The 26,313-nt window shown below is 33.0% G+C and carries 28 protein-coding genes and 3 pseudogenes; 8 read left to right on the plus strand and 23 right to left on the minus strand.

All coding sequences use genetic code 11. The annotated features are described in order from the left end of the window. Nucleotides 1-334 precede the first annotated feature (334 nt). Together CD31_RS06565 and CD31_RS06570 are read right to left on the minus strand one after the other, a co-directional pair. A complete protein-coding gene (locus CD31_RS06565; protein ID WP_036076374.1) occupies nucleotides 335-1,051 on the minus strand; it encodes a hypothetical protein in 717 nt (238 codons plus the stop codon). Nucleotides 1,052-1,062: 11 nt separating this feature from the next. Next, nucleotides 1,063-1,302 (minus strand): hypothetical protein, encoded by a 240-nt coding sequence (locus CD31_RS06570; protein WP_016993743.1) that lies wholly within the window; start codon nucleotides 1,300-1,302, stop codon nucleotides 1,063-1,065. Nucleotides 1,303-2,706: 1,404 nt separating this feature from the next. On the opposite strand from CD31_RS06570, the gene CD31_RS06575 reads away from it, so the two are divergent. Next, nucleotides 2,707-3,195 (plus strand): hypothetical protein, encoded by a 489-nt coding sequence (locus CD31_RS06575; protein ID WP_036076375.1) that lies wholly within the window; start codon nucleotides 2,707-2,709, stop codon nucleotides 3,193-3,195. Between the two features lie 571 nt (nucleotides 3,196-3,766). On the opposite strand, the gene CD31_RS06580 is transcribed toward CD31_RS06575, so the two are convergent. After that, nucleotides 3,767-4,087: a DUF1827 family protein gene (locus CD31_RS06580; protein WP_036076376.1), complete on the minus strand. Its 321-nt coding sequence runs from the start codon at nucleotides 4,085-4,087 to the stop codon at nucleotides 3,767-3,769. A gap of 545 nt (nucleotides 4,088-4,632) precedes the next feature. Here CD31_RS06580 and CD31_RS06585 point away from each other — a divergent pair. Continuing rightward, nucleotides 4,633-4,968 carry a hypothetical protein gene (locus CD31_RS06585; protein WP_036076377.1) on the plus strand — a complete coding sequence of 112 codons (336 nt, stop codon included), beginning with the start codon at nucleotides 4,633-4,635 and terminating at the stop codon, nucleotides 4,966-4,968. A gap of 311 nt (nucleotides 4,969-5,279) precedes the next feature. Here CD31_RS06585 and CD31_RS06590 read toward each other — a convergent pair whose 3' ends face one another. After that, nucleotides 5,280-5,669 (minus strand): VOC family protein, encoded by a 390-nt coding sequence (locus tag CD31_RS06590; RefSeq protein ID WP_036076378.1) that lies wholly within the window; start codon nucleotides 5,667-5,669, stop codon nucleotides 5,280-5,282. A 604-nt stretch (nucleotides 5,670-6,273) separates the two neighbouring features. After that, complete coding sequence (locus CD31_RS22705; RefSeq protein ID WP_052125332.1) at nucleotides 6,274-6,672, minus strand: helix-turn-helix domain-containing protein; 399 nt, start codon at nucleotides 6,670-6,672, stop codon at nucleotides 6,274-6,276. 584 nt (nucleotides 6,673-7,256) lie between these two features. On the opposite strand from CD31_RS22705, the gene CD31_RS06605 reads away from it, so the two are divergent. After that, nucleotides 7,257-7,886, plus strand: a complete 630-nt coding sequence (locus CD31_RS06605; RefSeq protein WP_036076380.1) for a TetR/AcrR family transcriptional regulator — start codon at nucleotides 7,257-7,259, stop codon at nucleotides 7,884-7,886. Nucleotides 7,887-8,356: 470 nt separating this feature from the next. Here the strand turns inward: CD31_RS06605 and CD31_RS06610 are convergent, their stop codons facing one another. Beyond that, nucleotides 8,357-8,917: a hypothetical protein gene (locus tag CD31_RS06610; RefSeq protein WP_036076381.1), complete on the minus strand. Its 561-nt coding sequence runs from the start codon at nucleotides 8,915-8,917 to the stop codon at nucleotides 8,357-8,359. A gap of 248 nt (nucleotides 8,918-9,165) precedes the next feature. On the opposite strand from CD31_RS06610, the gene CD31_RS06615 reads away from it, so the two are divergent. Continuing rightward, a complete protein-coding gene (locus CD31_RS06615; RefSeq protein WP_036076382.1) occupies nucleotides 9,166-10,107 on the plus strand; it encodes a DMT family transporter in 942 nt (313 codons plus the stop codon). A gap of 100 nt (nucleotides 10,108-10,207) precedes the next feature. Here CD31_RS06615 and CD31_RS06620 read toward each other — a convergent pair whose 3' ends face one another. The 11 genes and pseudogenes from CD31_RS06620 to CD31_RS23275 all read right to left on the minus strand — a co-directional run bounded on the left by CD31_RS06620 (nucleotide 10,208) and on the right by CD31_RS23275 (nucleotide 17,550). Beyond that, nucleotides 10,208-10,687, minus strand: coding sequence for a GNAT family N-acetyltransferase (locus CD31_RS06620; RefSeq protein ID WP_036076383.1), 480 nt, complete (start codon nucleotides 10,685-10,687; stop codon nucleotides 10,208-10,210). A gap of 244 nt (nucleotides 10,688-10,931) precedes the next feature. Then, nucleotides 10,932-11,783: a hypothetical protein gene (locus tag CD31_RS06625; RefSeq protein ID WP_036076384.1), complete on the minus strand. Its 852-nt coding sequence runs from the start codon at nucleotides 11,781-11,783 to the stop codon at nucleotides 10,932-10,934. A gap of 723 nt (nucleotides 11,784-12,506) precedes the next feature. Beyond that, entirely contained in the window at nucleotides 12,507-12,677 is a 171-nt protein-coding gene (locus CD31_RS23495; protein WP_167334360.1) for a hypothetical protein, read from the minus strand. A 100-nt stretch (nucleotides 12,678-12,777) separates the two neighbouring features. Further along, a complete protein-coding gene (locus CD31_RS06635) occupies nucleotides 12,778-13,146 on the minus strand; it encodes a hypothetical protein (RefSeq protein WP_016993763.1) in 369 nt (122 codons plus the stop codon). Nucleotides 13,147-13,241: 95 nt separating this feature from the next. Then, nucleotides 13,242-13,616, minus strand: a pseudogene (locus CD31_RS24110) (DUF6713 family protein). Nucleotides 13,617-13,956: 340 nt separating this feature from the next. Continuing rightward, complete coding sequence (locus tag CD31_RS06645) at nucleotides 13,957-14,562, minus strand: ABC-2 transporter permease (protein ID WP_036076386.1); 606 nt, start codon at nucleotides 14,560-14,562, stop codon at nucleotides 13,957-13,959. Continuing rightward, nucleotides 14,555-15,421, minus strand: coding sequence for an ABC transporter ATP-binding protein (locus CD31_RS06650; protein ID WP_036076387.1), 867 nt, complete (start codon nucleotides 15,419-15,421; stop codon nucleotides 14,555-14,557). The genes CD31_RS06645 and CD31_RS06650 overlap by 8 nt, the downstream gene beginning before the upstream one ends. 5 nt (nucleotides 15,422-15,426) lie before the next feature. Then, complete coding sequence (locus tag CD31_RS06655; RefSeq protein ID WP_036076388.1) at nucleotides 15,427-15,798, minus strand: GntR family transcriptional regulator; 372 nt, start codon at nucleotides 15,796-15,798, stop codon at nucleotides 15,427-15,429. 15 nt (nucleotides 15,799-15,813) lie between these two features. Beyond that, nucleotides 15,814-16,119 (minus strand): YfzA family protein, encoded by a 306-nt coding sequence (locus CD31_RS06660; protein ID WP_016993770.1) that lies wholly within the window; start codon nucleotides 16,117-16,119, stop codon nucleotides 15,814-15,816. Nucleotides 16,120-16,474: 355 nt separating this feature from the next. Further along, nucleotides 16,475-17,321, minus strand: a pseudogene (locus CD31_RS06665) (MBL fold metallo-hydrolase). Nucleotides 17,322-17,412: 91 nt separating this feature from the next. Beyond that, the gene (locus tag CD31_RS23275; RefSeq protein ID WP_156113263.1) at nucleotides 17,413-17,550 is read right to left on the minus strand and encodes a hypothetical protein; all 138 of its coding nucleotides are present in this window, start codon (nucleotides 17,548-17,550) and stop codon (nucleotides 17,413-17,415) included. Between the two features lie 275 nt (nucleotides 17,551-17,825). Here CD31_RS23275 and CD31_RS06670 point away from each other — a divergent pair, with 275 nt between their 5' ends. The 4 genes and pseudogenes from CD31_RS06670 to CD31_RS06675 all read left to right on the plus strand — a co-directional run bounded on the left by CD31_RS06670 (nucleotide 17,826) and on the right by CD31_RS06675 (nucleotide 19,723). Beyond that, entirely contained in the window at nucleotides 17,826-18,335 is a 510-nt protein-coding gene (locus tag CD31_RS06670) for a DUF3231 family protein (protein WP_016995542.1), read from the plus strand. Nucleotides 18,336-18,340: 5 nt separating this feature from the next. Beyond that, nucleotides 18,341-18,625, plus strand: a pseudogene (locus tag CD31_RS22900) (manganese catalase family protein); the annotation flags it as partial. 374 nt (nucleotides 18,626-18,999) lie between these two features. Then, entirely contained in the window at nucleotides 19,000-19,116 is a 117-nt protein-coding gene (locus CD31_RS22905; protein ID WP_081977462.1) for a YjcZ family sporulation protein, read from the plus strand. Between the two features lie 208 nt (nucleotides 19,117-19,324). Further along, entirely contained in the window at nucleotides 19,325-19,723 is a 399-nt protein-coding gene (locus tag CD31_RS06675; RefSeq protein ID WP_036076389.1) for a hypothetical protein, read from the plus strand. 488 nt (nucleotides 19,724-20,211) lie between these two features. Here CD31_RS06675 and CD31_RS06680 read toward each other — a convergent pair whose 3' ends face one another. The 6 genes from CD31_RS06680 to CD31_RS06705 all read right to left on the minus strand — a co-directional run bounded on the left by CD31_RS06680 (nucleotide 20,212) and on the right by CD31_RS06705 (nucleotide 26,273). Next, nucleotides 20,212-21,681 (minus strand): Ig-like domain-containing domain, encoded by a 1,470-nt coding sequence (locus tag CD31_RS06680; protein ID WP_244905066.1) that lies wholly within the window; start codon nucleotides 21,679-21,681, stop codon nucleotides 20,212-20,214. Nucleotides 21,682-22,292: 611 nt separating this feature from the next. Further along, complete coding sequence (locus CD31_RS06685) at nucleotides 22,293-22,493, minus strand: cold-shock protein (protein ID WP_004225195.1); 201 nt, start codon at nucleotides 22,491-22,493, stop codon at nucleotides 22,293-22,295. Between the two features lie 475 nt (nucleotides 22,494-22,968). Continuing rightward, a complete protein-coding gene (locus CD31_RS06690) occupies nucleotides 22,969-23,844 on the minus strand; it encodes a cation diffusion facilitator family transporter (protein WP_036076391.1) in 876 nt (291 codons plus the stop codon). Between the two features lie 335 nt (nucleotides 23,845-24,179). Next, nucleotides 24,180-24,935, minus strand: coding sequence for an SDR family oxidoreductase (locus tag CD31_RS06695; protein WP_036076392.1), 756 nt, complete (start codon nucleotides 24,933-24,935; stop codon nucleotides 24,180-24,182). 161 nt (nucleotides 24,936-25,096) lie between these two features. Then, nucleotides 25,097-25,753, minus strand: a complete 657-nt coding sequence (locus tag CD31_RS06700; RefSeq protein ID WP_036076393.1) for a hypothetical protein — start codon at nucleotides 25,751-25,753, stop codon at nucleotides 25,097-25,099. Between the two features lie 46 nt (nucleotides 25,754-25,799). Further along, nucleotides 25,800-26,273 (minus strand): GNAT family N-acetyltransferase, encoded by a 474-nt coding sequence (locus tag CD31_RS06705; protein WP_036076394.1) that lies wholly within the window; start codon nucleotides 26,271-26,273, stop codon nucleotides 25,800-25,802. Between the last annotated feature and the right edge of the window lie 40 nt (nucleotides 26,274-26,313).

A 26,313-nucleotide genomic window follows, 5' to 3' on the forward strand; every position in this document is an offset into this window, starting at 1 on the left:
AAATTTAAAGTTAATCAATAGAATCACGACAAGGTAAAGAAATCTTAACATACCCTCTCATTATTCACTTCACCACCGATTGACTTTGTTAATAGTACTTCTTTCATTTTACTATCACCTATCCTTCGCCAATTTTTGTGTAAATAAAAAGCCATAAGGCGAATAGAAATTCAGTAATATGTTTCGTTGCCCATCTCGATTGCTCTCATAATGTAAAATTAAAGCCCACTAAAGTTGTGAGACGCAATGAGAAAAGGATACGTCGATATGACGTATCCTTTATAAAGATTGAATTCTACACGTATTATTAAAATCAACGATTCATCATTTTAATTTAATCCATTAATTTGAACACAGTTACTTTTTGATAATCAATTAGTGGAGCATGAACTTTATTCCTCAAAACCTTTAACATTTTTTCATTTTCCCCATCTACCACAAAGGTAAGATATTTCATTGGTGTTTGCTCTAATTGTAGTAAAATAGCGTGCCAAAACAATGTCAAGCTTCTTCCCAATGATTGATATCTTTCTTTAACAAAAAGATTATCATACATTAGCAATTGATTCGTAGATGGTAACACAACACACCAGCCTACTAATTCCTTATGGTGGCGTAAAATCAAACTATTAGTCGCTACTGTATCATAACAAAGTGGATGAAATCTAGTTGGAAACCAAACATTTTCACCTTTTTCAATAAAATCAATATCTTGTGGTGTTAACTCTTGAATCGAATGGATAGTAAATCCTTCTTTTAAATGATTTCGATTAAAGATGGGTAGTTCTTTAACTTTTAGCGCATCTAGTATAAAAACATGCTGAGCTATTTCCTTTTTCCATTTATCAGAAGATATAACATTGTTTTCATTAAATTCTACTTCAGATACTTGGACATAGATATCCTTATTACAAGTTCCATATTCATCTACAAAATGAGCTAACAGTACTTCTAGTTGGGTATGATGGAGTTTTGTAGAAACAACGATATTTAATGATTTTTCTTGTTCTTCAATTGACCATTCTTGTTCAACGCTTTGTTTATATACCATAGTATTTCACCTTATTCTAGCACTGGTGTCACAGATTGTGATTCAACCTCTACCCCATTTACACCTTTTAAGGATCCCTTAGTATATGTTACGTTAGCCACAGTACTCTTTGGAGCGAACTCTACCGTAATATACTCATCATCAATTTGATTTGGTGTTTGAGGTAGGTTTGTACGATAAGTATTAAACAACGAACCCATAATTGGATTATAAGGATTATTAATGTCAAAAAATTTAAATTCCCCTGGCACTACAGTCAAATCATTGATAGGTTGTGAAAATTTTATTTCTGCCTTAGTGTACTGATTGTTACTATTTCTAAAGATATTGATGCTTGAAATTTGTGGAGCTACATTGCTGTTCTCGTCTTATACCTTCTCTATCTCAGCTTTATAACGAGCCTTCACCGTACAGGCGACTTTCATCGCATACGGCGATCCGTCAGCAATAGATCTTCAAAACTTATTTCCCCAGTTTAAATATATTCTATCAAGGTTAAATTTAGGTTAAAAAAATCGAAAAAATTTAACGCTAAGCCTTTATCTAATGTATTGAAGACAACTTCACGTAAATTAGGGAGGGTTACTATAAGAGTCTGCGATTTGATTTGTTGATTCCGTAGATGTAAATACTTTTTGCGTCACTTTATACCACCTTCACGTTAACTATTTGCCAATTACTTACGCTCATTTGAGCATTAATCGTATCAATCTCAACATTACCATTCTGATTACGTTGGAAACCTGTGCTTGTAAAAGGTTTAGAGCAACATCGCCTTTATGTTCTTCGTTTGTTAAATGTAAGCTTAAAAAGCCAAGAATCCAGGCATACGCTTGAATAAAAATTTGATACCGTTACTTCGTAGTTCATAATAACTCCCCCATTTTTACAACATTTTAAGTTGAATTATCTTTAAATAACGTCTCCAACTATAACCATTTTAGGGATATATTAAGCAGATTGTAACTTTGTAAATTATGATATATTTATCCATGTTTGTTGGCCAACAAATTTTAATTTTTAGATATTATAAGGAGTGATTTGCTTGAAAAAGAGTTTCTACTTGGTTTCATTATTTTTTATTCTATTAACTGTATTTTGGATATAAGTTGAATTCTCTGTTAAGACTGAAGCTGTAGAAGATAAACAGCCTCAAACAGTCCAAAAAATAGCCTCAAATGCCGAAAATTCTTTACCAAAGAACTTACATTTTAATTTAAAAGTTAACACCGAATATTTAGAATTGCTAAACAATAGTAGCCAAGTATTAGTAGAAGGGAATAGAAATAAATTTGGTGGAGATCTAGGTCAATCTTCTATCAATATACATATAAAGGATTTCAAGATTTTACAAACAACTAATAATAAAGAAGTATATGAAGCTTCTACAAATGGAGTCATTAATTCTATTACTGGAGAAATTATAATTTTAACGGTACTGGTTTAATGTATAAAATCAAACTGTCGGTTGGAGAATGGGTTTATTCTGGATCATTTACTTCATAGGCAATTGTTATGTAAAAAGTATTACAGCCTCCATTAGAAATAGGTGTAAAAACAGCAGAAGCTGAAGTCACACATACTATAGGTAGGTAATAAAAATAGTCATTATTCACTGGTTGTAAATTAATCTCAACAATATGGGAGGATTTAAATTGAAAAAAAGGTTTACATTTATAGTCTTACTAGCGATTATATTTGCTCTAACAACTTTACTGTTAGGTGCTTATGCGAAAACACAGTATGAACAAATTAGATACTATAAAACCTCTTTTTTTATGGGAACGCAAGATTTGTTAGAAAATTATCAATCGATTTTAGATTTCGAGAAGAGCTACTTAATGGAAAAGGATATTAATAAAAAGCAACAAATGCTTGAAAATCATAGTAATTTATTGTTCTTATCGGAGAATCATTCTGATTCTATAAGAAGTTTATTATATAAACAAGTCAATGTTGATGAATTTGTAGAGTTAGAATCTAATGTTAGAATGGAGGCTAGTTCCTTCCAAAGTTCCTCATCGGAGAAAGAGAGACAGACACATGTCAAAAAACTTGAAACAGCAATAGCAAGGTATAAAAATTTTATGGATGAAAATATGAAAGCAAAGGACGTTTGTATTTATGATTCTTGTGATAAATAGAATTTTACTTACAGACCGTTCGCCTAAATGCAAACTCTATAATTGAACACAAAAATGAGTTCGTTTAAACCGAACTCATTTCATTCTGTTAATAAACTATTTAGTCCATGAAATTTTTGTTAGCTTGAAAGTATAATTTTCGTATGTTTCACCTTTCAAACCTAGGTATAGGTTCTGCGATAGTTAGGTAGCCAACCAAATTTATAACGTAACATAAATAGTTTCATAAACATACTCCTTTATTATAAATTCATATCAATTTACTGACAGCCCATATTGACTTTCACACATTTGTTCTTCCTCCATCAACCTCAAATTCCAAATTGTGCAATAATCGAAAAACGAACCATATTTCCAAATATCCCCTAATCATATTATCATTTTGTAAGTTGCTAACCTAAATAACAGGAGTTGTTATGAAATGAAAACACATTTTAAAATTGGACATTTCATGTTAGCTGGAACAAATTTAAAAGTCTCTAACAGTCGAAGGGATCGTTGCAAATTACGTTTTAAAAAAGACTATTTACGATAAAACCTGTACTCTTATTATTTTATAAGTGACATGACTTTACTGAGAAAGTGAATTAATTTCTTTATTACGAATATGAACAACTCCAGTATTACTAACTTTTATATTCACTTCTGTTATGCCTCTTTTTAAAATATGTTCTATTGCATATCTAATTTCCCATTCTTTAACCTGACCAAGATCATTTGAAATACTAGCATGGCTAGACTTTTTATTTTCACTATGAATAATGACTGTCCCTTCACATTCGTATACCTTTACAACACCACCCATAAATCCGGAAGCAATAGTTACAACATCGACTCTTTTTTTTGTGATATCTCGAAATATTTTAGTTGGAAAATTATATATTTTCGCCATTTTGACCTCTCCTTCCCTAGAACGTTTGTTTGTATTTATAATAGAACAAACGTTTGTGTTATGGCAAGGAGAAATTTATGAAAATATAAAAAGTATGTTATGTAGAATTTACTTTCATCTCAGTTTGGCCATTATACGTAGTCACCCTATTCTCTTAAAAGGTTTAGAGCAACATCGTCTATTAGTGCCTTCGTATTTTTCGTGGGTTAAATGCAAGATTGATAAACGTTTAATTAGTACATTTTCGAGCTTCTGTTTGAAGAAAAATCGTACTGGTACGTTTACTAATAACTCAACTCCCATTCTTTTTACAGATATTTTTACATAGAAGGTTATATACCATTCCATTAAATCGATTACAGACTTTCATTCTATGTACAATTTAATCTTCTAATTTTTGATAGTTCTTTAACCACTCGTAATGCATGCATAGTACCTACTTTTTAATCAATTTCAAAACCAATAGTTACCATATGTTGAAATCAATACCAATATATGTTTAAATGTAAATTACTAGGGGATTATACTAGAATGGAGGAATAATAATGATAAAAACAATTAAAGGTCGCATTTTTGGATTTGGTCTTCTCTCAGCTTTACTTGTTTCATTTTTCATCTATCCATCAGGTAATGTTTCAGCAGCCGAAATCAACGTTGTTCAAAACTCTAGTAGTATAGACAATGTTAGTCCAGCTGCTGTGTATACTAAATATGTCACAGTTAATAAAAGAACTTCAACGTTTCCACCTGGACAAATTTATCATGTTGAATGGGATGGAGATTTTAAATACGCAGGATACCTAACAAGATTTGATTATGCATACGATCCTGATGCAGGTATTTACTTTGCAACATATAAAGGAAATATTACAATTCAATAAAATCGAATAAACACCTAATCCCCTAGAGGTTTAATAAAGCATAAATAAGCATTCTGGTCACTTTTAATAGAAGTGACCTTTTTCTTTCTATTTATCCTCGGTGAACTTAATTAATTGTCTGCCTTTTCCTTGCTAGTACGCTTTTGATATGTTGGTATCATGTAAAACTTGATTAATTTTTCATCAACCTTGAATTGATTATCTGTAGACAAACTCAATAAAGTTTGAGTTTGTCAGTCTGAAACCTTCTTCTCTGTTTTAATGAAGGTTTGATTTATTTAGTAAAGTCCCAAGGGCAATGTTCACATTTTTTAAGAAGCTTCTTTACAAATCATTAGTAAATTGCCATCAATATCTTTGAACACAAAATAAAAATTATCCTGAATCTCTGTAACAAGTTCAACATTATTTTCTTTCATAAATTGGTAAGAAGCTTCAATATCATCGGTCAAAAGCTGAATTGATGGAACTTGGTAAGTGGAAATATCACCATCTTCATTTCTCCACTTTGGCATGGAATCTAGAATTAATCCAGCCGTACCTTTCATGGGTACCACGAATAAATGTCCAAAATATTCTTCTCCCCCTTCCAAACCTAGTATTTTTCTGTACCATTCTTTTGCTTTCTCTAGGTTACGAACTGGGATAAATACACCTCCGATTCTGTTTTTTATTGGTGATTTGTCGTCATGGCTAGTCATAAATACATCCTCCTTAATAATTCATTCTACTTGTGGAACTCTATATTTTTTCTATTCAACGTGATATTCTACTATTCCTTCTTGCCTAACCTACCCGATAGGTTGAAGGAACAACACTTTTAGAATTAACTAAATTGAAGCAGCTTGGAAAATTGTTTCTCACCCTGAATATCGTAGTACTTGGAAGTTTCATTTATTTGCCAATCGCTCGCATACTTCTTGAGGATCCATCTTTATCACTTTCTAAATAGAAAGTAGTCATTTTTATTTTTCAAACTACCCTTTTATACTTCAAGCCAATTGTCATATAACCCCTTTAACATAATTTATGTTGAGATAGCCAATATCGCCCTACGATTTACCAAGCTAAGCTATCCCATCATCCATAACACAAGATAGCTTTTATTGTATAAGAAGCCTTGATTGCTCACATTAATATGAGTGTTTCGCACGCACTTATTAGGTGGTGGCGTTAGTTGACCGTCACTACCGATCTCATTTTAGGGTTACTTCCAGATCAGAGGCCCTTTTTTAGTTTCCTAAAGTATACAACAACAGCTTTAAATTATTGAATATATTCTTTTCCTTTACTTTCTAAACACAACTAACAATTTTCTCCTTTATTTTTCTCTAAAAGGTGCTTTATTTTATTATCTATATTTAATAAAACCTGTTTAATTTGTTTAAGCTGATGTTCTCTTTGTAACATCTGCTCATACTTTTCTTGGAATATAACTTTTATTTCAAGTAGATTTTGTATTTCTTCTTTTGTCAGTTTTTTATTTTGATCAATATTTCCCGACCAATCAAAAAGCATTTTGATTTCTTGGAGAGAAAATCCCGTTTGTTTAAGTTTAAGAATTGCTTCCACTGTATCAATGTCTTTCTTGTTATAATAGCGGTGCTTATTTTTAATTTCCGGTTGCAATAAATTCATTTTTTCATAATAACGAATAGTATCTTTACTAAGACCAGTACATATTGCAAATTCACCAATTTTCATTATGATCCCCTTCTATCATATAAATTTATAAACCATTAGGGCAATTATACAATGGAAAATGAAACGAATGATATGATGGCTGAATGTAATTCGTCCATTTGATAACCTTCCTTCTGTAACTGCTAGTATATGTAACAAGATAAATGCAATTAACAGTAATATAAATAACCAATCTTTGTTTGGTATACATAATATTAAGAGCATACTAATTGATACGATAACAAACATGAATGTTCGTACTTCAAATCCAACTTCTTGCCATTTTTTTATCCCTGCCACTCCTATTAAAACCGCGTATAACCCAATTAGTATATTAGTTAAAATTACCATCTCCATCACTCCATTCTTTGATAACATTCATCTTAAAAGATGGAGCTGACTCCATGTCAACAGATAATAAACAACTTATTTTCACTTTCAAATAGGCTAAGAAATAATTCCATTAAGCTCAAGTATCATAACCTTCCTCACGAAACACCCTAGTCTAGCCCTTGAACAAGCTTTGGTTTAATTACAAAGATTTAGGACCCTATCTAAATGTAATTTTAATCGATTTATTAGTACGACCGTGCTAAAATAAATACATGAGTAAAAAAAATAAAACAACTAACCAAAAAGAAATGTCGTTTATTGAAAAAGCCCGTAGAACTCAAATTGTGGAATGTGCTATTGAAACTATCGCAGAAGTAGGATACGCCCAAGCTTCTTTAGGTCAAATAGCAAAGCGTGCACAAATCAGTAAGGGGGTTATCTCCTATCACTTTGCAAACAAGGGAGAATTATTAGAGCAAGTTATTTACGATTACTACATGGCATGTCAAGCCTATACTGCACCTCTAATAGAAAATCAAAAATCTCCTATCGATATGCTTAGAGTGTATATAGAATCAAACCTTCGATTCATAGACGAAAATCGGCAACATGTTTTCGCTGTTATTGAAATTGTTTCTAATGAAAGAACTGCTGATGGCAAACTTCGATTTGCAGCGGATCATGATGATACTATTTTTCTTCCAATTGAAAACATTCTTACACTAGGAATGCATGAGGGTGTTTTCCGAGAATTCACCCAATTGTCTGCGAGAGTGATGGCGTTAGCGATAAGAAATTCCATTGACGGGTTCACCATTGAATTAATGAGAAATCCCCAGTTAAATGTTGAGGAATATACGAGAGAACTGATAACAATATTCGATAAATCAACTAAAAAGTAATAGGAAAGACTTGAGGAGGATAGCTATGCATTACTATGAGGTCATTTGTTCTAGTTGTAGAAAAAAATTCAGAGTATATGAGGGGTCACTGAGATTCAGACAGTTAAAGGAAAGAACCGAGAAGATTTTTCGCTGCGAAGAATGTTATAGTAAAATTCGAATGGATGCCATTAAAAATTTTTTTAGATAGCTCTTTGGGGGTCTATTAGAGGTTTGAGAATAAAAGGAATTACAAATTGAATAAGCACAAAGCCTAGGCCCAAAATTAATGAGTATCTGGGCTTTGTGAAATCATTTAGGTCTATCTTTACTTACAACTATGCTATCGTCAGTCGTTTCTTAAAACAAATTCCATCATTTTCCTATACCTATTCATGTGTGCTTTGCAAAAATAAAAAACATCAGGCATCAGGAACAACGACTATGCTCAACACATTTAAAAAGAACACCCACGTTAGACGTTCTTCCGATCAATTTTTCTTGTTTAAATCATCTGGATAAATTATTGTGTTAATTACATCTCCATTTGATTCATCTTTAAAAATTACTTTGACTTTATAATCCTTTTCATCCACACCATTAAATAATTGATAGTACATACCTGTTAAAGCTAGTCCGAATGAGGCCATTGTGTCAAGACTATTATCGAATTCTTCTTTGTTTACAGATAAAGTGAATTCTGAAAAAGACTTGTCATAGGTTACATCTTTAATAGATTTGAACTCTTCACTTGCTTTAAGCTCATCTACACTTGCTAGAATGCCTTCTTTTAAACCTTTCATCATTTCTTTATGTTCTTTTTCAGACAATTTATAAGTTAAAGAACCATCATCATTCTTACTGACTTCCTCAATCCCACTGCTTTTTGCCTTTGAAATAACAGAATCAATGTCCTGACCCTCAAAAAATATAGCTGGAATCGTTACTTCTACATCTCCACCATCTTTGCTACCTTTTTCTTGGCCCTCACTACAACCAGAGATCATAACACCTAGTAATAAAATTAATGGTAGTATCCATTTTCTTGCCATTCAATCTCCTCCTCATACACCAATATACAGAATTTGAAGAGATTACACTATACTTTATTGACATAAGGCTACTATTTATTAGCCGCTTCTACATTTTTTCATTGCATTCAGCCTTGTTCACTAATGGCTGCAATGGATAAGGGATTTTTACTAATCGTTCAATGCTTAGTAAATTTGACAAATATTTTGATATAATCAATCATGTCGTTGTTTTACATTTTCTTCAACAAAGGTTGTGATGAATTTTTATGTTTGCAGTACTTTTGGCTATAAGTATTGGAGCTATTCTTGCTGTGCAAACAGCCATTAATGCTCAATTAAGAAAGTTTGTGATTTCTCCTTTTTTAGCTTCATTGATCTCCTTCGCTGTTGGTGTCATCTTCTTAACTATTACATTAGTAAGTAGTGGTTCATCACTGGGGATTCCATTAGATTTATTGTTGAACCAACCTATCTATATATGGTTGGGGGGAATTGGTGGCGCTATTGCGATAACTACTAACATTCTCTTGTTTCCTAAATTGGGAAGTGTGCAAACAACTATCCTACCGATCTTTGGAATGACTCTCATGAGTATGTTAATCGATCATAATGGCTGGTTTAATGCAACACAATATTCCTTTGGATGGAATCGAATCTTTGGCATATTACTAGTCTTACTAGGCGTCCTTTTAGCTACAGCTATACGAAGCAAGAAAAATGAACAGTATTCTCCCCAAACAAATAAGGAGAGTGTGCGGAATCTATGGATTTGGCGCATAGTAGGGATTCTAGCAGGAATGTTACTAGCTATCCAAATCGCTGTTAATGGGCAATTAGGAAAAGTTCTTCACTCTTCTTCTCATGCTGCCCTTGTTTCATTCTTTGTTGGTACTATTACCTTGATTATAATTGTTGGGTTAAAAGATCGATCTTACACAAGTATTAAAGAACCTTTTAAACAAGCTGCTCCTTGGTGGATATGGATTGGCGGGATCTTAGGAGGATCTTATGTTCTCATCAATGTATTTCTTGTCAATCAAATTGGAAATGGCCAAACTGTAGTTCTTGCTTTATTCGGTCAAATCACTGGTAGCTTGCTGGTACAGCAATTCGGATTGTTTAACTCGCTAAAGAATCGAATTCAACCATTACAAATAATTGGTTTAATGGTGATGATAGCTGGTGTATTTTTAATCAGGATATTTTAAATAATTTTCTTTGCTAACCTTGATCGATTTCCCCAAAACATAAAACCAGAGTTCATCTACAAAATGTAGCATAAACTCTGGTGACAATGGTGGTCTAACTTTATTTTATGAATTGCCTCATGATTATTTCTTCGCCGATACGTCCTATTAGCCTTTCATTCGTATCTTCAAACCCTACTTTTACATATAGTTTCTGTGCTGGTATATTATCTTTGTCTACAACTAAAACAATTTCATCGCAATTAGGAAATTCTACTTTAACAAACTCAACTAGTAATGTCATTCCTTGTTTTGCATAGCCCTTCCCTTGTTCTGTATGATTAATTGATAATGCAGATAATAGCATCGCATTTCTATTCGTAGAATATTTCTTAACTCGTTCATTTGCATTTAGGAGAAAGAAACCAACAGGTGTATTTTCACTTAGAATTACAATACGATGCTGTCCTTCATTAATTTCCTCAAAATTGCTCGGCAGTGCAGAAAATTGTTTTTGCTCTTCAGTAAGTACAAAAGCGTTCAGTCCTTGCATATATTCACTTGAAAAATGTTTTAATTCAACCTCTTTCAATTTTTCCATTACATAATTCTCCATTCACTTTTTCTATACTTTACCATTTTATTAGGTTGTGGTCATTCATTTATTTGAAATTTCGAAAAACAATACGTTCGTTAGATAAATAAATCACGTAAAAAATGCCCAGGCTCGCATTAATTTGAGTACCTAGGCTTTGGTGTTTCTTAGTATATTCATCCTAACGTTTTTGGATTTGCCGCTAACACTCTACAGGCTTCATGTTGTACTTTTGTTAGCAATGTAAACTTTACTTGATTTCGTTCACTAACACTGCCGTATTTGGAGCAACAATCGCTTCCATGCCCGAAGCTTTGTAGCTAACTCGGATTGACTCGTTGCTTTTATATAAATGGAAAGTATCCGAACTAAAAACAAATTCCCCGTTCTCATCTAAAACTGGTGAATAGGTGATATCATAATGGAACTTTATGTCCTTTGCATCGGCTGGCATATCTCGTTCAGGTTGATAATCCTCAGGAACTTCCGTTGTAACGTATCTAAAAAATAGTTGTATGTCGTTTTCATCTATTTTTTTCCAAAGGTCATATGTATTTCCTTGCGCCTTCATACCATCAAAATAAGTTGTTTCCTTTTCTTTATCAGTAAGGGGCAGATAAGGAACGGCTGCTTTTGCTAATTCCGTTATTTTTATTCTTTTCGTTTCTTTCCCTGCGGCATTATAAACCAATAGTGTTTTGTCTATACTTCCAAACAAATCATCTCTTTTTCCAACTAGAAGATGGTTTTGAAAGGTTAAAAACACCTCATCATTTTGCAAATCTACATTATATTGATTTACAACTTTATTCATCTCTTTATTCATGAAATGTTCTTCAAGGATATATTTTAAATTTCCTAATCCCAATAAAGGAATTATTGCTGCGATGAGGATGCTTAAAAACAACAAACCAATTTTTTTGGATAAACTAATCTTATTTTTAATAAAGATGATTGGAATACCCACCGCAAAAGTAAAACCTAATAAGCCAACATATGCAAAAAATTGCATCAACCCTAATTCATCTTTTTCGTACATATTAATATATAAACACACACCAAGTAGAATGATAGCGATTAATCGTATCAATTGATTTTTCATAAAATACTTCCTTCCTTTTACAAACCTCTAAAAGCTATTATCAGCTCTGTTAAATAAACTGGAGGAATTATTTCCTTCCTGTATATTTATTACGTATTAATTTCCGATAGCTATATTTGCTCCTAAGCTATGTACCATTTTTCTATCGTTTTATAGTGACTAATTAGCGTTCTATTCCAATTCCATAGAATACTTTACCTATCAAATCTTAACAATGTCTTGCCTTCTTTTATATATGTAATTTTTCCCTTTTTCCACTTCCCTTCTTCATAAATGGAAGGAGCATTACTTTTAGATATGTACAACTAACTAATAGAAATATGGTTATTGTAAATATTGGAGGAGACTGGAATGGTGCATAAGAGATTTTTTCTTACTTTATCGTATATTGTTTATTTTGTAATCGTACTTTTCTTAACTTATAGTATCCAATGGGTGACTGTGCTTTTTATGGGAGGTATTCGATTTGCAGCTGCAGAAAGTTATCCAGGGGATTTGAGTAGTATTTCTTTAGTTTTATGGAGCTTCTTATTTTCTAGCATTCATTTTATTATTATAACAATGTATTTTTCCTTAAAATCATTTTTATAGTACATATCAGCAAGATAAACTGCTAAATCCTCGTTACTTATGGATAATACTACTCTTTAGGATCAATATCACAAGTGTGTCTCTACCATCTCTAAAAATATAAAAGACAGCAAGTATTAAAATCTCAATGGATTACCTTCTCTTGGATATTGTTACAGGGATAGTGGCAACCATTAATATTAACCCTAGATAGAGAGGATATTTTAAACATTCATTCGTTGAATACCCCAATAAATAAGGCATACCTATTAAAGCCATTACTACTCCAACTACAAACAAACCCATTTCAATTTTTCTAATCATATTCCCCTCCCATCTCTTACCATTCAACCATAGAGGCTTTATCAAAGGAGCTTATTTTAAAATAAAAGACACCCCTCAGAAATAAGGAATGTCTAATTTTTTATCTATACACATCTAAAAGATTTAACAAATATCTTTCTAATTCATTAATCGCAAACAAAACTTCCTTATGAAGTCTATCCTCGACAATGCTATCCTCATTAAGGACCTCTAAGTATTTATTCACTTCTACAAAGAATTTTTCATACTCCTGTAAAAACTCATCAATCGTTTGATCACCAGGTGTTACAGATAAATAAATGGTTTTAAATAAATTAAAATCACTATATGCATTACTTAAAAAATAGATAGCCAGTATTCTATCGCTATTAATATACAATTTCACAAAAGATAGATTTTGTTTCAATTTTTTCAATGCATTGATAAGATTGTTTGTTTGTTTCAACATATTTGCCGTATTACTATACATCTGATAATCACCTCCATCTTTATAATAAGCAGAAAACCAACAAATTGGAATAATTTTCTGCAAATTACTAAACGAAAACTTCCTTTATAATACAATTAAATCGACATATTCATTAATAATGCTAAATGTATTACCGCAAGGACCCCCATTGGATAAATTATGGATCTTGAAAAGCTATTTTTAAATTCATTTCGAGGATGCCTTTCAAAAAATACATGCAGGATTGCATGAATGATAAAGAATAAATCAACGATCCAAAAAATGATGGTTTGATACTGACTGAAAAGTAAGGAAAGGAATAATACGTATAGAAACAGGTGAATAAAAGTGAATACTATCTAAGCCTTTGAATCTTCCATATCTTTAAATATTATAAACAATCGCCACTCAGAGCGTCTTATTGCATCCATTTCGTGCAAAAGAAATAAAGAAAAGTTAAATAAAAAAAGAATGAGTAATAAATCAGGCATCTACAACCTCCTGCAGTATATATACCAAATGTTACTATAAAACCACTATCGAAATACTAAGTAAACACGCCTAAATATGTCGATTTGTAGGCATATGGAGGCTTTCATTCTTTCCCTTATATTAAGCAATCGAGTGGAAAAAATCACCTAGCAGTCCTGTATTCTTTAGTTCTTCATATGGATGATTATCAGTTATAACCTTTTTTACTTCATTCATTTTTGCATAAAGACATTTAAATTCATCTTACATTTAGTTCCAAGCGGGCACCATTCTAAAATTGGCCACTTTCCTTCAGTAACCTTCTAGGAGTAAACACCGAGACAACTATAAAGCACACAATCAAAAGGCTTTTCGTTGGTAAATACTATGTGTAATCCCCCAAGAAATAATATAGATTAGCATAATGAAAAATGTCGCCCCTATATATAAAACCGTGACGGATGTATTATCTACAAAATCAATGATTGCTGTTAAGTGTTCATTTATATACAAAGCAATAGGCCGTGAAATCCAAGTTAAGAGGATAAAGCTAATAAGTATAACCGTTGTAATATAGCCCTGTTTAAATATCTGAAATAATGGGAAGGTAAGCGCAGCAAATAGTAAGAATAAACCACTCCCAATTGCAATATCAGCCATCGTAAAATGTTTATTGAAAGCAAGTAACGCTACACTTGTCACGCCTATGGATAAAATCATATATGCGATGGCACCAAGATAGCGGGATGCAATAATTTCCGTACGTGTGTATGGTAAGGAGTTTAATAATATATTTGTCTCAACTTTTTCATCGTATGCATAGGTATTAAAGGGAATAAAAATACTGGCAACTAGGAAAATTAAAACTGGTGGTGCCCCCATTAAAATAAAGAATACGATAAATGGAATATAGAATAATAGCTGCCTTTTCTGTAGTATGACATCGCGTTTAATTAAGTTAAGCATGATGGATGCCTCCTTTAAAGTAATACATGATATCTTCCAGAGAGGCACGTTCAATAATCACTGTGTCTCCGAAAATATTTTTCACTGCTTTGATATTATCCGTTAATGCTTCAAATCCTGTTGATGCACGATGAATATGAACAAATGCCTTTTCAGTGTCCCTATCAAGAAGATTTAATTCCCCTTTAACAAGCGCATAGTTTTCTGCAACATCGTGAATAGACTGATTAAATACTAATTTCCCTTTCTGTATAAACGCTATGTAATCTGCAATACGATCTAAATCAGTTGTAATATGCGTTGAGAAGAAAATGGTGCGATTACCATCAACCATTAATTCCTGCAATAAATCTAACAGCTCCCGTCTAAAAATGGGATCTAAACCTGCTGTTGGCTCATCCATTATAATTAGCTCTGCATGATGTGAGAGTGCTATTGCCAATGAAGCCTTCATTTGCATCCCTTTAGAAAATGTTTTTATCGCTTTATTAAGCGGTAATTCGAATTGTTCTACATATTGATCAAATAATGTATCGTCCCAATGTTTGTAAGCAGGGGCAACTATACGTTTTATATCTTTTAAGTTCAGCCCTTCAAAGAATATATTGCCATCGTAGACAAATCCGATGCGCTCCTTAATCTCCTTCTCATGCGTCTTGTAGTCCAATCCGAAAAGCTTAACTTCTCCAGCATCTGGTTTTAATAGATTCATCATTGTTTTTATCGTTGTGGACTTACCCGCTCCATTGGCTCCTATGAAACCTGTTACAAAGCCTCGCTTTACCTGTAAATTTATATTATTGACGGAAAAACCTTTAAACTTCTTTGTTACATTCTTTAATTCGATTACATTCTCCATCCCTTTCACTCCTCGTATAAAATCTTCAATAATTCCTTTAGCTCCTCAAGTGATAGGCCAATTTCTCTGCTATTCGCTATGACCGCACTCAGCTGTTCCTCAATAACCTTCAGCTTCTTTTCTCGTATAACCTCTAAATTTTGCTCCGCTACAAAAGAACCTTTGCCGACAATGGAATAGATAAAGCCCGCCTTCTCCAATTCCTCATAGGCCCGTTTCGTCGTTATTACACTTATTTGTAAATCCTTGGCGAGGTTACGCATAGAGGGTATTGCTGTGCCCTCTTGTAATTCACCTGCTAAAATAAGCGATTTAATTTGATTCGTAATTTGTTCATAAATTGGCTCCTTTGAACTGTTCGAAATAATAATTTGCATGCCAATCCCTCTTTTTTATTTTTTTGAGAATATAGTTGAAATAATATCCCCTAGTGCTGCAATCAGTATAGCAATAATATGAATTGTGATGAACATATTAAAAAAGGGAAAGGAATAAGGCGTTATCCATTCGGTGAAAAGCCTCGAATCTAATATCCATCTTCCCATTCTGGCAAATAAATCATTACTATCGTTTATGTTTGGCTCCAGCACAGTGCCATCGACCATGATAAAGATCAATTGAACAATTAAAAATATACCGATAGTGATGATCCATCGTTTTAACAAATTACTGTCATGCGTTTTTTCAGTGCCTATCACTTGATCAATTCACCCCTCACTAATTCATTAAAGAGACAAAACAAATTATTATATATTGTATATATACTATATAAACATTATATACACAAATAAAAAATTAGTTCAACCATTTTTTCGGTGTAAAGGAAATTTTATGATTTATGGCATTCAAATACATAGAAGGAGCCTGTTTTGATAGCTATGATCAAAACAGGCTCCTATTAGCTACTTGGCCATTTCTTGTGTCTTGTCATTCAAATCTGTTCATTCTACAGTTTCTATCTGATAAATTATGCTATAATGAATCATCTGACTAAACTGGCAAGACAATGGCTGTAGCGTGTGACGACGCTGCGGCTTTTTTATCCTTAAATTATTAATTTAAATATTTACCGTGCTTGGGTAGCGCGATTTGTTCAAAATGATCGACAAGTTTTTTTAAGATTGCTTGTCAGTTCTTCACCTTTCATCGGTAATCCATGCCCTGTGATCGCATTGGATGGTTTTAGTAAGGCTAATTTTTCGATAGATGCTCGGGCAGCCTGCCAATCAGTTGTAAAATATTGAGGAGGACCGCTGATTTCTTTTGTTTGTGTAATCACCTTATAAAGTGATTCTTGTTTGACCGTAACAAACGCATCACCAGCAATAAGTGCCTTATCCTTTTCACGGAATAATGATATATGCCCTGGTGAATGGCCTGGCGTATGAATCCATCGAAAACCTGACATAAAGGGAACACTACCATCAGAAGGTAAGGCTTTGATGTTATCACCTAAATTTATAGCTTCATTTGGAAAAATAGGTGACAATTTAGCAACCAAGCCGTTATTTACAGTTGGATCAGGCTCTGGATAATTTTGTTTTCCAGTTAAAAAGGGTATCTCTAATGTATGCGCATAGACAGGAACATCCCAACGCTCTATTAATTCTATAATTCCTCCAACATGATCAAAATGACCGTGAGTCAATATGATTGCCTTCGGTTGAGAATTAGAACCATAACGTTCTTCAACAACTGAAATAATCTCCTCTGCACTTTTGGGCATCCCTGCATCTATTAGCACAAAATCTTTCATCTGCGGTTCGCCATAAAGTACAATGTTTACAATTTGAATCGTGTATTGATATAAATCAGGTAATAGTTCTATGCCTACGCCACTTCCAACAGAGGTTGCTGGAATAAATTTATAATCTTCTCCGTAATTCAAATTCTTGTCCATTTAAAATCCTCTACTTTCAATTAAGTCAGCATTTTGATTTAGGTGTATTTATGGAAATGCCACAATCCGTAGATTGTGGCATTTTATCTTCTTACTTCTTTTCTTTTTTATTGAATGGCTGTTCTTTCTTTTGCTCTTGTTCCTCTTTTACTGCTTCTAATTCTTCAGGATTAAATTCTATTGCTATTTCTTCTTGCTCTAATTCATTTTTTTGCTTTTCTTTTGTCAAAACACTCACCTCCACTATGGTTTAAAATGTCCTGATTAAAAAGATCTATACTGTTCATTTCTTAAATAATTTATATCTCATGTATAAATAGACAATAAACAACCATAATATAAGTGCGTAGTGTCTCACTACTTAAAGAGCTGCAGAGATTTTTTATCTCTGTGGCTTCTTTTAATTTTTACATTAAATATTTTAAGTAAAGGTGAATTTTACTTCTGTTTTCATCCATACTAACATGGCTTTAATGGCGAAAAATAAGAAAAGGATGTGTACAGATGGGTATTCTTGGTGGAAATCCAAAAGATGAACCGTTGCATTATGGTGAGGTATTTAGTGTTTGGTCGAGTTTAATTGCAGACTATGGTATGATTTCTGGCTATCAAACGTTTTATAATCATGCTGGTGATGAAGATCTAAAAAAAATTATTGAAGATATCATCGAAACATGCAGGGAAGAAGTTAAGCAATTAGAAAAAATTCTTAAAACAAACGGGATTGCACTACCTCCTGCTTCACCTGAAAGACCTGTAGCAAGACTGGAAGATATTCCTCCAGGTGCTAAGTTTAATGATCCAGAAATAAGCGCTGCTCTTACTGCTGACATAGCAGCTGGATTAGTTGCATGTAGTCAGGCAATGGGTACTTCTACTCGTGAAGATATCGCATTGATGTATGGGCAATTCCATATGGCTAAAGCTCAACTTGGTGCTAAACTTTTACGTTTAAACAAAAATAAAGGCTGGCTTGTACCACCGCCATTACATGTTAATTATCCTGAAAAATAAAGACTGTATTTAAGTCAACGGGTGTTCTTCCAAGGACAAGTATTATGAAATGCGTTCTAATCAGACAGTTAGGGTAACGCTAGCTTTTCTGCTTGTTCGATTAAAATGCATTTGCCAAAGCATTAGAAGCTCTAGGCGTAGATTTTGGGAAACTATTGCTCGTACCTAACTACGATATCAACAAATACCCTGAGTGTAGAATGTTTCATAATACGTATTGGAGAAATCTTCCCAACTATATGCCAGAGATGCCAAATGGACACAGTCCTGGCTTAATAATTAAAATTTAAAATTATCTTAAGCTGTAGCGTTTGATGACGCTGCGGCTTTTTAAATGTATAAAAAGACTATATTTACACAAACTATTAATGAGTGTATCGCACGCACTTCTTAGGCTGTGGCGTTGGTTGACCGTCACAGTCTTATTTTTTAAATTTATTTTGAAGGCAATAAACTATACAAAACAAAGTAGCTTTTCATATAAATAGTAGTGTTAAGCTAAACTAGTTTAACTTGTACCTCCCGAATTGTTACTTAGGGTCACTTTCAGCCGAGTGACCCTTATATATTTTCTAATTTAGTCAAATCAGGTTTAAGGAGAATGGTTGGCTATGCGCTTTCTATAATTCTACATATTCTAGATTATTGAAAGGAGGGACTTTATATGGGATATGAAGTTTACGGTTCAAACTATGGCAAGCACGATAATTTATCATTCGCTCTAATTGTTGTCCTCTTTATTCTTTTAATTATTGCAGGCGCTACTTTCTTGTATAAATAACAATTACATTCTACTTGTAGAATGCCTATCTATTATTTTTCAATATTCTTGCTATGAACAAAGGGTCGTCTCCACCCTGGTGACCCTTTTTTACTACTTACTTTGTAGCATAGAAGAATGTGTTTGTTGCTTATTGTACTAATCTAACTAACAGTTCATAGAATATATCAAGCATATTTAGGGCTAAAACTAGCAAAGGAGAGTGCCTATGAGCATTGATTTTATTACACTTGCACCAACAATTATGCAGGTGTTTAAAGCGGGAGATTCGAATCCGAACAAAGTAAAGCGTATTGTTTATGGACAAGCTACCTCTGACGCAAATGGAATAGCCACATTTTATTTTACAGACAATGCATTAGCTAATGGCAATCCTCTTTTATCCTCTATTGATTATGCAGTGGCAAGCGTATACTCGACAAATCCAACGATAAACTTAAGACCGAGCGTTCAAATGAGAGAGAAGAATATGAGTGGGAAATATGTCTCTGCTAATATTACAAATATTAGTGGTGTGACAGTATTAGGAATTAGTGTGTTAGGTTCGGAAAATCCGGTAAGTGGCGTGATTGTAGATTTTATGGTTTTAGGTAGTTTTGATAGTTAAAAACAGACCTAGAGGTTTATATTCGTCAGTACGCAAAAATATCTAACATTGTTGCAATGAATGTACTACACACTGAATAGTTAAATGATGCTTATTTCATCATTTCGTTAATTGTCATTACACAAAGAGAATGTTATATCAACCAAACCCTACAAAATCGATTCTCTTCTACGAGGAATGATAAAAGAAAAAGGACTGGTCATAATGACAGTCCTCAGAATAATATTTTTTTCGTAATACTTACTAGTTTATATTTAATTAGGGCATTCTCAAACAAGTTATTGGAACAAAATAATAATCATATAATTTCAAACTTACAGTAACTTTTTAATGTAGGCTACTTAATAAGGTAGGACATGACAGATTTGTACCTGTCATGTCAGAAATTAAATATTGCTAAAACCCGTCAAATTATGTATGAACTTTTACTGGTCCAATAGAGTCTTCAAATACTACTCTGTGAACAGGCTTTCTTAATTATTTTTAAACTAGTAGGTGTCGAATTTCATACGAATATTTTGATTCAATCTTTGATTATAAATTGATTCGATATCTTCTGATATAAATAAAAAATACTCTGTATTACTAAGCCAACTACCATAAGGACTAATAATAATTGATTTTCCATCAGGGCTAATTTCTTTTTTTACGTTTATGATGTTATTTCCTTTTTCGTCAAAGGCAACATAAATATAATCTTTAATGTTCTTAGGATTAACAGGTTGTGTAAATGAAATCGTCCAATTTTTATTAATATCTACTTTTTCTTTCTCTGCCCAAATTAACCATTCGTTTGTTGATTCTTTAAGAGACATATTAACTATATAAAGTGAGGTATCAGTATATAAAATTAGCCTATTTTCATCTAATTTTGAACCAACATAGATATTTGAAGTTGTTTTATTCTCATAGGTAGCTAATTTATCGCCAGAACTATTTAATATTAACAATTTATTTTTGATAGTTAAAAATACATTCTTATTTTGATCTATAACAATTCCATTATTTAATTCTAATAATTTGCTATTAGAATCTAATTTGCTATACGAAAATTTACTGATTGATTTATTAATCATATCATAATAAATGAAATCATCGAATTTATTATTCGTGTTTTTAAAATGCATCATTATTCCGTTATTATCAAATATATAATTATCTAAACTTCCTAGAGAACGTGTTTCCGCAAGGATGTTTGCATGTTCATCAATCACTACAGCTCCTTGGAAACGAACATTTAAAATTATTTCTCCAAATGGACTTATAATAGCATTATCAATAAGATGAAAATTAGCAATATTACTTGTCTTTATTGTTTCCCCATTTAAATCCACATCAACCAATTCATAACCATCCGAACCATCCACCATAATTCTTACAAAACCATTGTAAAAGTTTGCATCTTGTATTCGTTTATAGTTAGTCGTTCCTTTATTAATACCTGAATATATAGTGTCCAGTAATTTATTGTTTTTATTAACGATATAAACATCATTTGAATTATAAGCAAGGATGTTTTCGTTTTCATCAATTCTAATTTTTTTAATTACTTTGTCACTATCTACTTCCCATTGGACTTCTCCATTAGAGGTTAGCATAGCAACTTTTGAACCTCCTATATTAAATCCATCTGTATATATTTTACTTGCATAATGTGCACGAATAGCAATATTACCATTACCGAGTAACTCTAGGTCATAATCTAGATATCTTGTAGGTTTATAACGCCAAAGTTCTTTTCCCTCCATATTCAATGCTACAATCTCTTCCCAATTGTTGAAGTTTTTCTCAATATAGTAAATCTGATTTGTATTTTTATCTGCAAATACCTTTTGAATGGCTTTTCCGTTAATATGAATTTCTTTTTCTATTTTTATTGCTTTCTCTTCTTCTGCTGCATTAGCAACACTCAAATTAAGTGTATTTAATAAAATTAGAATAACAATAAAAGTAAACATTCTTTTCACTCACTAATCCCCCTAGCACCGTTTTTTAAAAGATCCTACCTAAATAGGTTATTATATAAAAAAAGGTATGTCTATTACTATTTTGGGGGATATTCCAAATCACTACTGGTATGGTTATCTATGTACTTTATCAGTAATTAAACTAAATAGTATAATCTCATCCAGCATTTAAAATCAAAGATCTATCCCTTGTTATGATAATGTTCTAAGTTCACTTTAAGTATTTAGTTTTTGACTTCATAGTCTGTTCAAATGCTTTAAAGAAACTAAATTAAATATTTTTGATTAACATATACTTAGAATATTATTTAACCTATTATTTCCCCTGTTGATTCCCTTAAGAAGGAACACTCTCCATAAATCACAGCGAAAAAAACGCTAAGCTTTTGTTATGTTTTGCTGCTCAAAATTAATTATACTGGGCATCTATTTACACTGAACATCATCCTAATAATAAAATTGTGTGTCGAACACTTTAGTACAACGATTTATTCGGATCAATACTATTTGATTTAGGATGTGTTGAGAAACAATTTATCATAAAAAAATAGACAAAGTCGAAAAATCGACTTTGTCTATTGAAAATATTCATTTAAGAAAAATTAAAGTTTTACGATGTTAGCAGCTTGTGGTCCGCGTTGACCTTCTTCAACTGTGAATTCAACTTTTTGACCTTCTTCAAGTGATTTGAAACCTTCACCTTGGATAGCTGAGAAGTGAGCGAATACGTCTTGTCCGCCTTCTACTTCGATGAAACCGAAACCTTTTTCTGCGTTAAACCATTTTACTGTACCTTGTGTCATTTAAATGACCTCCAATAATGTTATTAAATAAAATCATACTACTTCCAAAGAAAAAAATTCACATATTACAAAAAGTAACTAACAAAACACGATTACTCTTTGTAATATGTGAATTTATTATTTCTTTTAAGAAAGATTCTATTACATACAGTATATGATAAAAAATCGTATTAGTCCAGTGTAAAGTGAATTTTTTTATCAATGAAAGCTAAAACCTACACGTACCACCTATTTACAAGGTTAAAATTAGTCATTTCACCACCATTAAGAAGCTATAGATTATTTATTGAGGAGTTGGAAACTACATTACCTTGGCCTTCATTATTGCTGCTCACAGCTAACATCGTGCCGTCAGCCTTTAGCCCAACAGTTTGACGATAACCCGCAGCTATAAATAGCTAGAGGCAATTGTTAGCGATATTCCTTACCTCATATTTTTTTGAAGCTGAATATTACATTTTAGGACTCAATTGCCCTATGCTTCTTTAGGCTCCACATGGACATGTACTTCATAAACCCCTTGCTCTTCCACCATATTTTTTTCAACAACAGAAGCAACATCGTGAGCTTTCGTAATATCCAACTTGGCATCTACTAGTATAACCACATCAATAACCTCGTTATTACCATAATTTCTTCCTCTGATTTCCTTCAATCCCTTAACACCATCTATTTTTAAAATAATCTCTTTGTATGTTTGAAGAATTTTCTCATCAAATCCATCCGATAGTTCATGAGAAGCTTCCTTAAAAATCTCCCAAGCTGTTTTACAAATGATGAAACCTACGACAATCGCAGTTACTGTATCTAACCACGGCATATGCAGTTGTGACCCTAAAATTCCTACAGCTGTTCCAATACTTACCCAAGCATCTGACAAATTATCTTTCGCTGCAGCCATAACGGCTTTACTATTGACTTTTTCAGCCAATTGTTTGTTGTAACGATAGACAAAATACATCACCAAAGCTGATCCTAACCCTACATAGGCTGCAATCATATCTGGCGATTCCTTTCCACCTTGAAAAATAGAAGAAAAAGCACCAACTAATACTTGAATACCCACGGCCATCATAATAAATGAAGCGACCATTGAGGCAATGGTTTCACTTTTCCAATGACCATAGCGATGATCATGATCTGCTGGTTTTTGTGAAAGCTTTAGTCCAATAAGTACTGCAATAGAGGCAATAATATCTGTCGTATTATTCAATCCATCTGCCTTTAAAGCCTCTGAACCACTCATGTAACCAATGCCAACTTTTATGATGGATAAAATTATATATACAATAATACTGATAATGGCACCACGTTCACCTAATTTAAGATTATTATATCTTTCTGCTTCCAATTCACTTACCTCCCACTTACGTACATTACCATCATAACAACCCAACATCGAGTGGGTCTACAGCAACCTTTTTGCCTTACTGTAGATAAGTAGGAGGAAGATAAAAGTGTTGATTAGGGGAAAAAATAAAGCCCTTAGGAAGAAACTCAGTCACTGGTTCAAAACCTAGAAATTATTATATTAACCGAATAAAATAGTAGTGTATCTGTTCTTTAAGATTTTTTCCTCCAACGAACACACCTAACCAATCTTGGTCATTTCCAATCCGGAAGTGACCCTTTTTTTAAGCAAGTAAAAAAGCCTTGCCACAAATCATAGCAAGACTTTGATCTCAATTATCCTCGCAGAAATCCGCCCTCCGAGTGGATTATTTGTCCAGTGATCCAGGTAGCCTCCTCGCTAGCGAGAAAGCTAATCAATTTGGCCACATCCTCTGGTGTCCCAATCCGCCCCATTGGAAATTTAGGTAATAGATAGCCTCTAATAGCATCGTTCATCCATGTAGAATCTGTTGGCCCTGGATTGACAGCATTTACGGTAATGCCCAATGGTGCTAGCTCCTGTGCTAATGATCTAGTAAAGGCTGAAATGGCCCCTTTCGTTGCTACATAGGCTAGTTCTCCCATCATAGGACCTAACTCTTGACCAGATGTCATATTAATGATTCTCCCTGAGATAAAATTAGCTTTTTCAAAAAGACGCGCAAATTCCACACAAAGGAGTAAGGTTGACCTCATATTCACCGCGTAATGATCGTCTAATGTTTGAGCATCTAACGCTAGATAACCATCTTGTGCTGAATGGGCAGCGTTATTTATTAAAATGGAAGGTACGCCTAGTTTTTCGTCAACCGTTTGGAGTATCGTTTTTGGGGATTGGGATTGCGATAAATCAATCGACATTTCTTCACAAGAAACACCCTTGCTCAAAATCTCCTGTTTGAATTCTCCTATCCAATTAAGATCAGCATGCCAGTGTGTAAAAAAAATATTGACACCATCCCCAGCTAATCTTCTACAAATAGCTGTTCCAATATCTTGTGGGTGGCTTGCACCTGTAATGATTGCTATTTTTTGTTGCGTTTTACTCATTGTTTTTACCCCCAGTATATTTGGGACGCTTTCGATGGATTATTAATAAAGGTCTGCTCCGTTTTTAGAAATCAAAACGCGAAGAATTTGCCACATGTAGAGTATGTATTCCCCTCTTCATCTAATCTGAATTCATACCAAACAAAATTCGTGATAATTTTCTAATCTAAAATTTTAATCTGATTTTGAACATCAATAGAAAAGGCTTCTACATCAAATTGATGCTGCTTTATCGTATCTTCCGCTAACTGTTGAGCCTTCTTTTTAGCCTTGTCATTTTTCTCATCTGTTAAATTAATCCTTACTTGAATCTCCTCAGATGTCATACTATGGTCAACGCTGAAGGCGCCAAAATTTTGTGCAAACATCGCCTCAAATAAATTGGCCATGACATCATTATAACTAAGCCGAGTTGAAATCGCTGCTGCTGGCTCATAGAGATTTTTTAACGTTATTTGAAAAGAGATGGGGTTTAATTCATTAGCTTTGATAACGTCCAATATGGTTTCTTCTATATGTTGCTTGGCCTTGCGATCGACCTTGTCGGGTAATGACACAAGAAGTTCTATTTTGCTATTGGGTAAAATTCCATAATCTAATTGAAAGCTATAAGCTTCTTTGCGCAATGCATGAGAAACCTCACTGATTAAAAATTGATATTGCTGAATATAACGCAATAATTCATCATTACTAGGTTGTGACATTGGAATATTTGTTTTTTCAGCATATTGAATAGGTGCATTTGCAAAAAAGAAAAATGCACCACAAACAATGATTAAAAGAAGAAACCATAATGTAAATAACTTTTTAATAAACATATATAGCCCCCTTATTCGGGACTATATGCCAAATAGCTAAAGTAAATTACGGTAGAATTTTATAAAACAACACGCGATCTTGATTTTCGCCACCATAATTACTATGAATGGATATATTTTCTATCACCTTGTCACCTTTTTCCATTCTAAAGCCCAGATTCGTGTGGAAAGCGATGGATACTTCATTAATAGGTGACGTGACACATTTCACAATATTTCGATGGTACTGCTTCACCACATGAAAGAATACATCATATAATCTTTTTGCAATATTCTGTTTTCTGTAATCAGGATGGACCCCAACAAAATGGATGAACGCTTCATTTGTCTTGGATTGCGATAAAAAGCCAATGAGGAAGCCAATGATTTCGCCATCCTTCTCCATAATAAGGCTCGTATTTGTAAAGTGATCAAAAAATAATTTAGGCAGCTTATCTGACATATTCCTACCGCCCCACCACTCATTAATTAATGGGGATAAAGTATAATAATCTGAACTCTGTACACTACGAATGTTCATGGAATCAATCCTCCTTTTTAAGTTATACAACAGCAATACA

Origin of the sequence: Lysinibacillus boronitolerans JCM 21713 = 10a = NBRC 103108 (genome assembly GCF_000772935.1) — a bacterium.
GTDB classification, from domain to species: Bacteria; Bacillota; Bacilli; order Bacillales_A; family Planococcaceae; genus Lysinibacillus; species Lysinibacillus boronitolerans.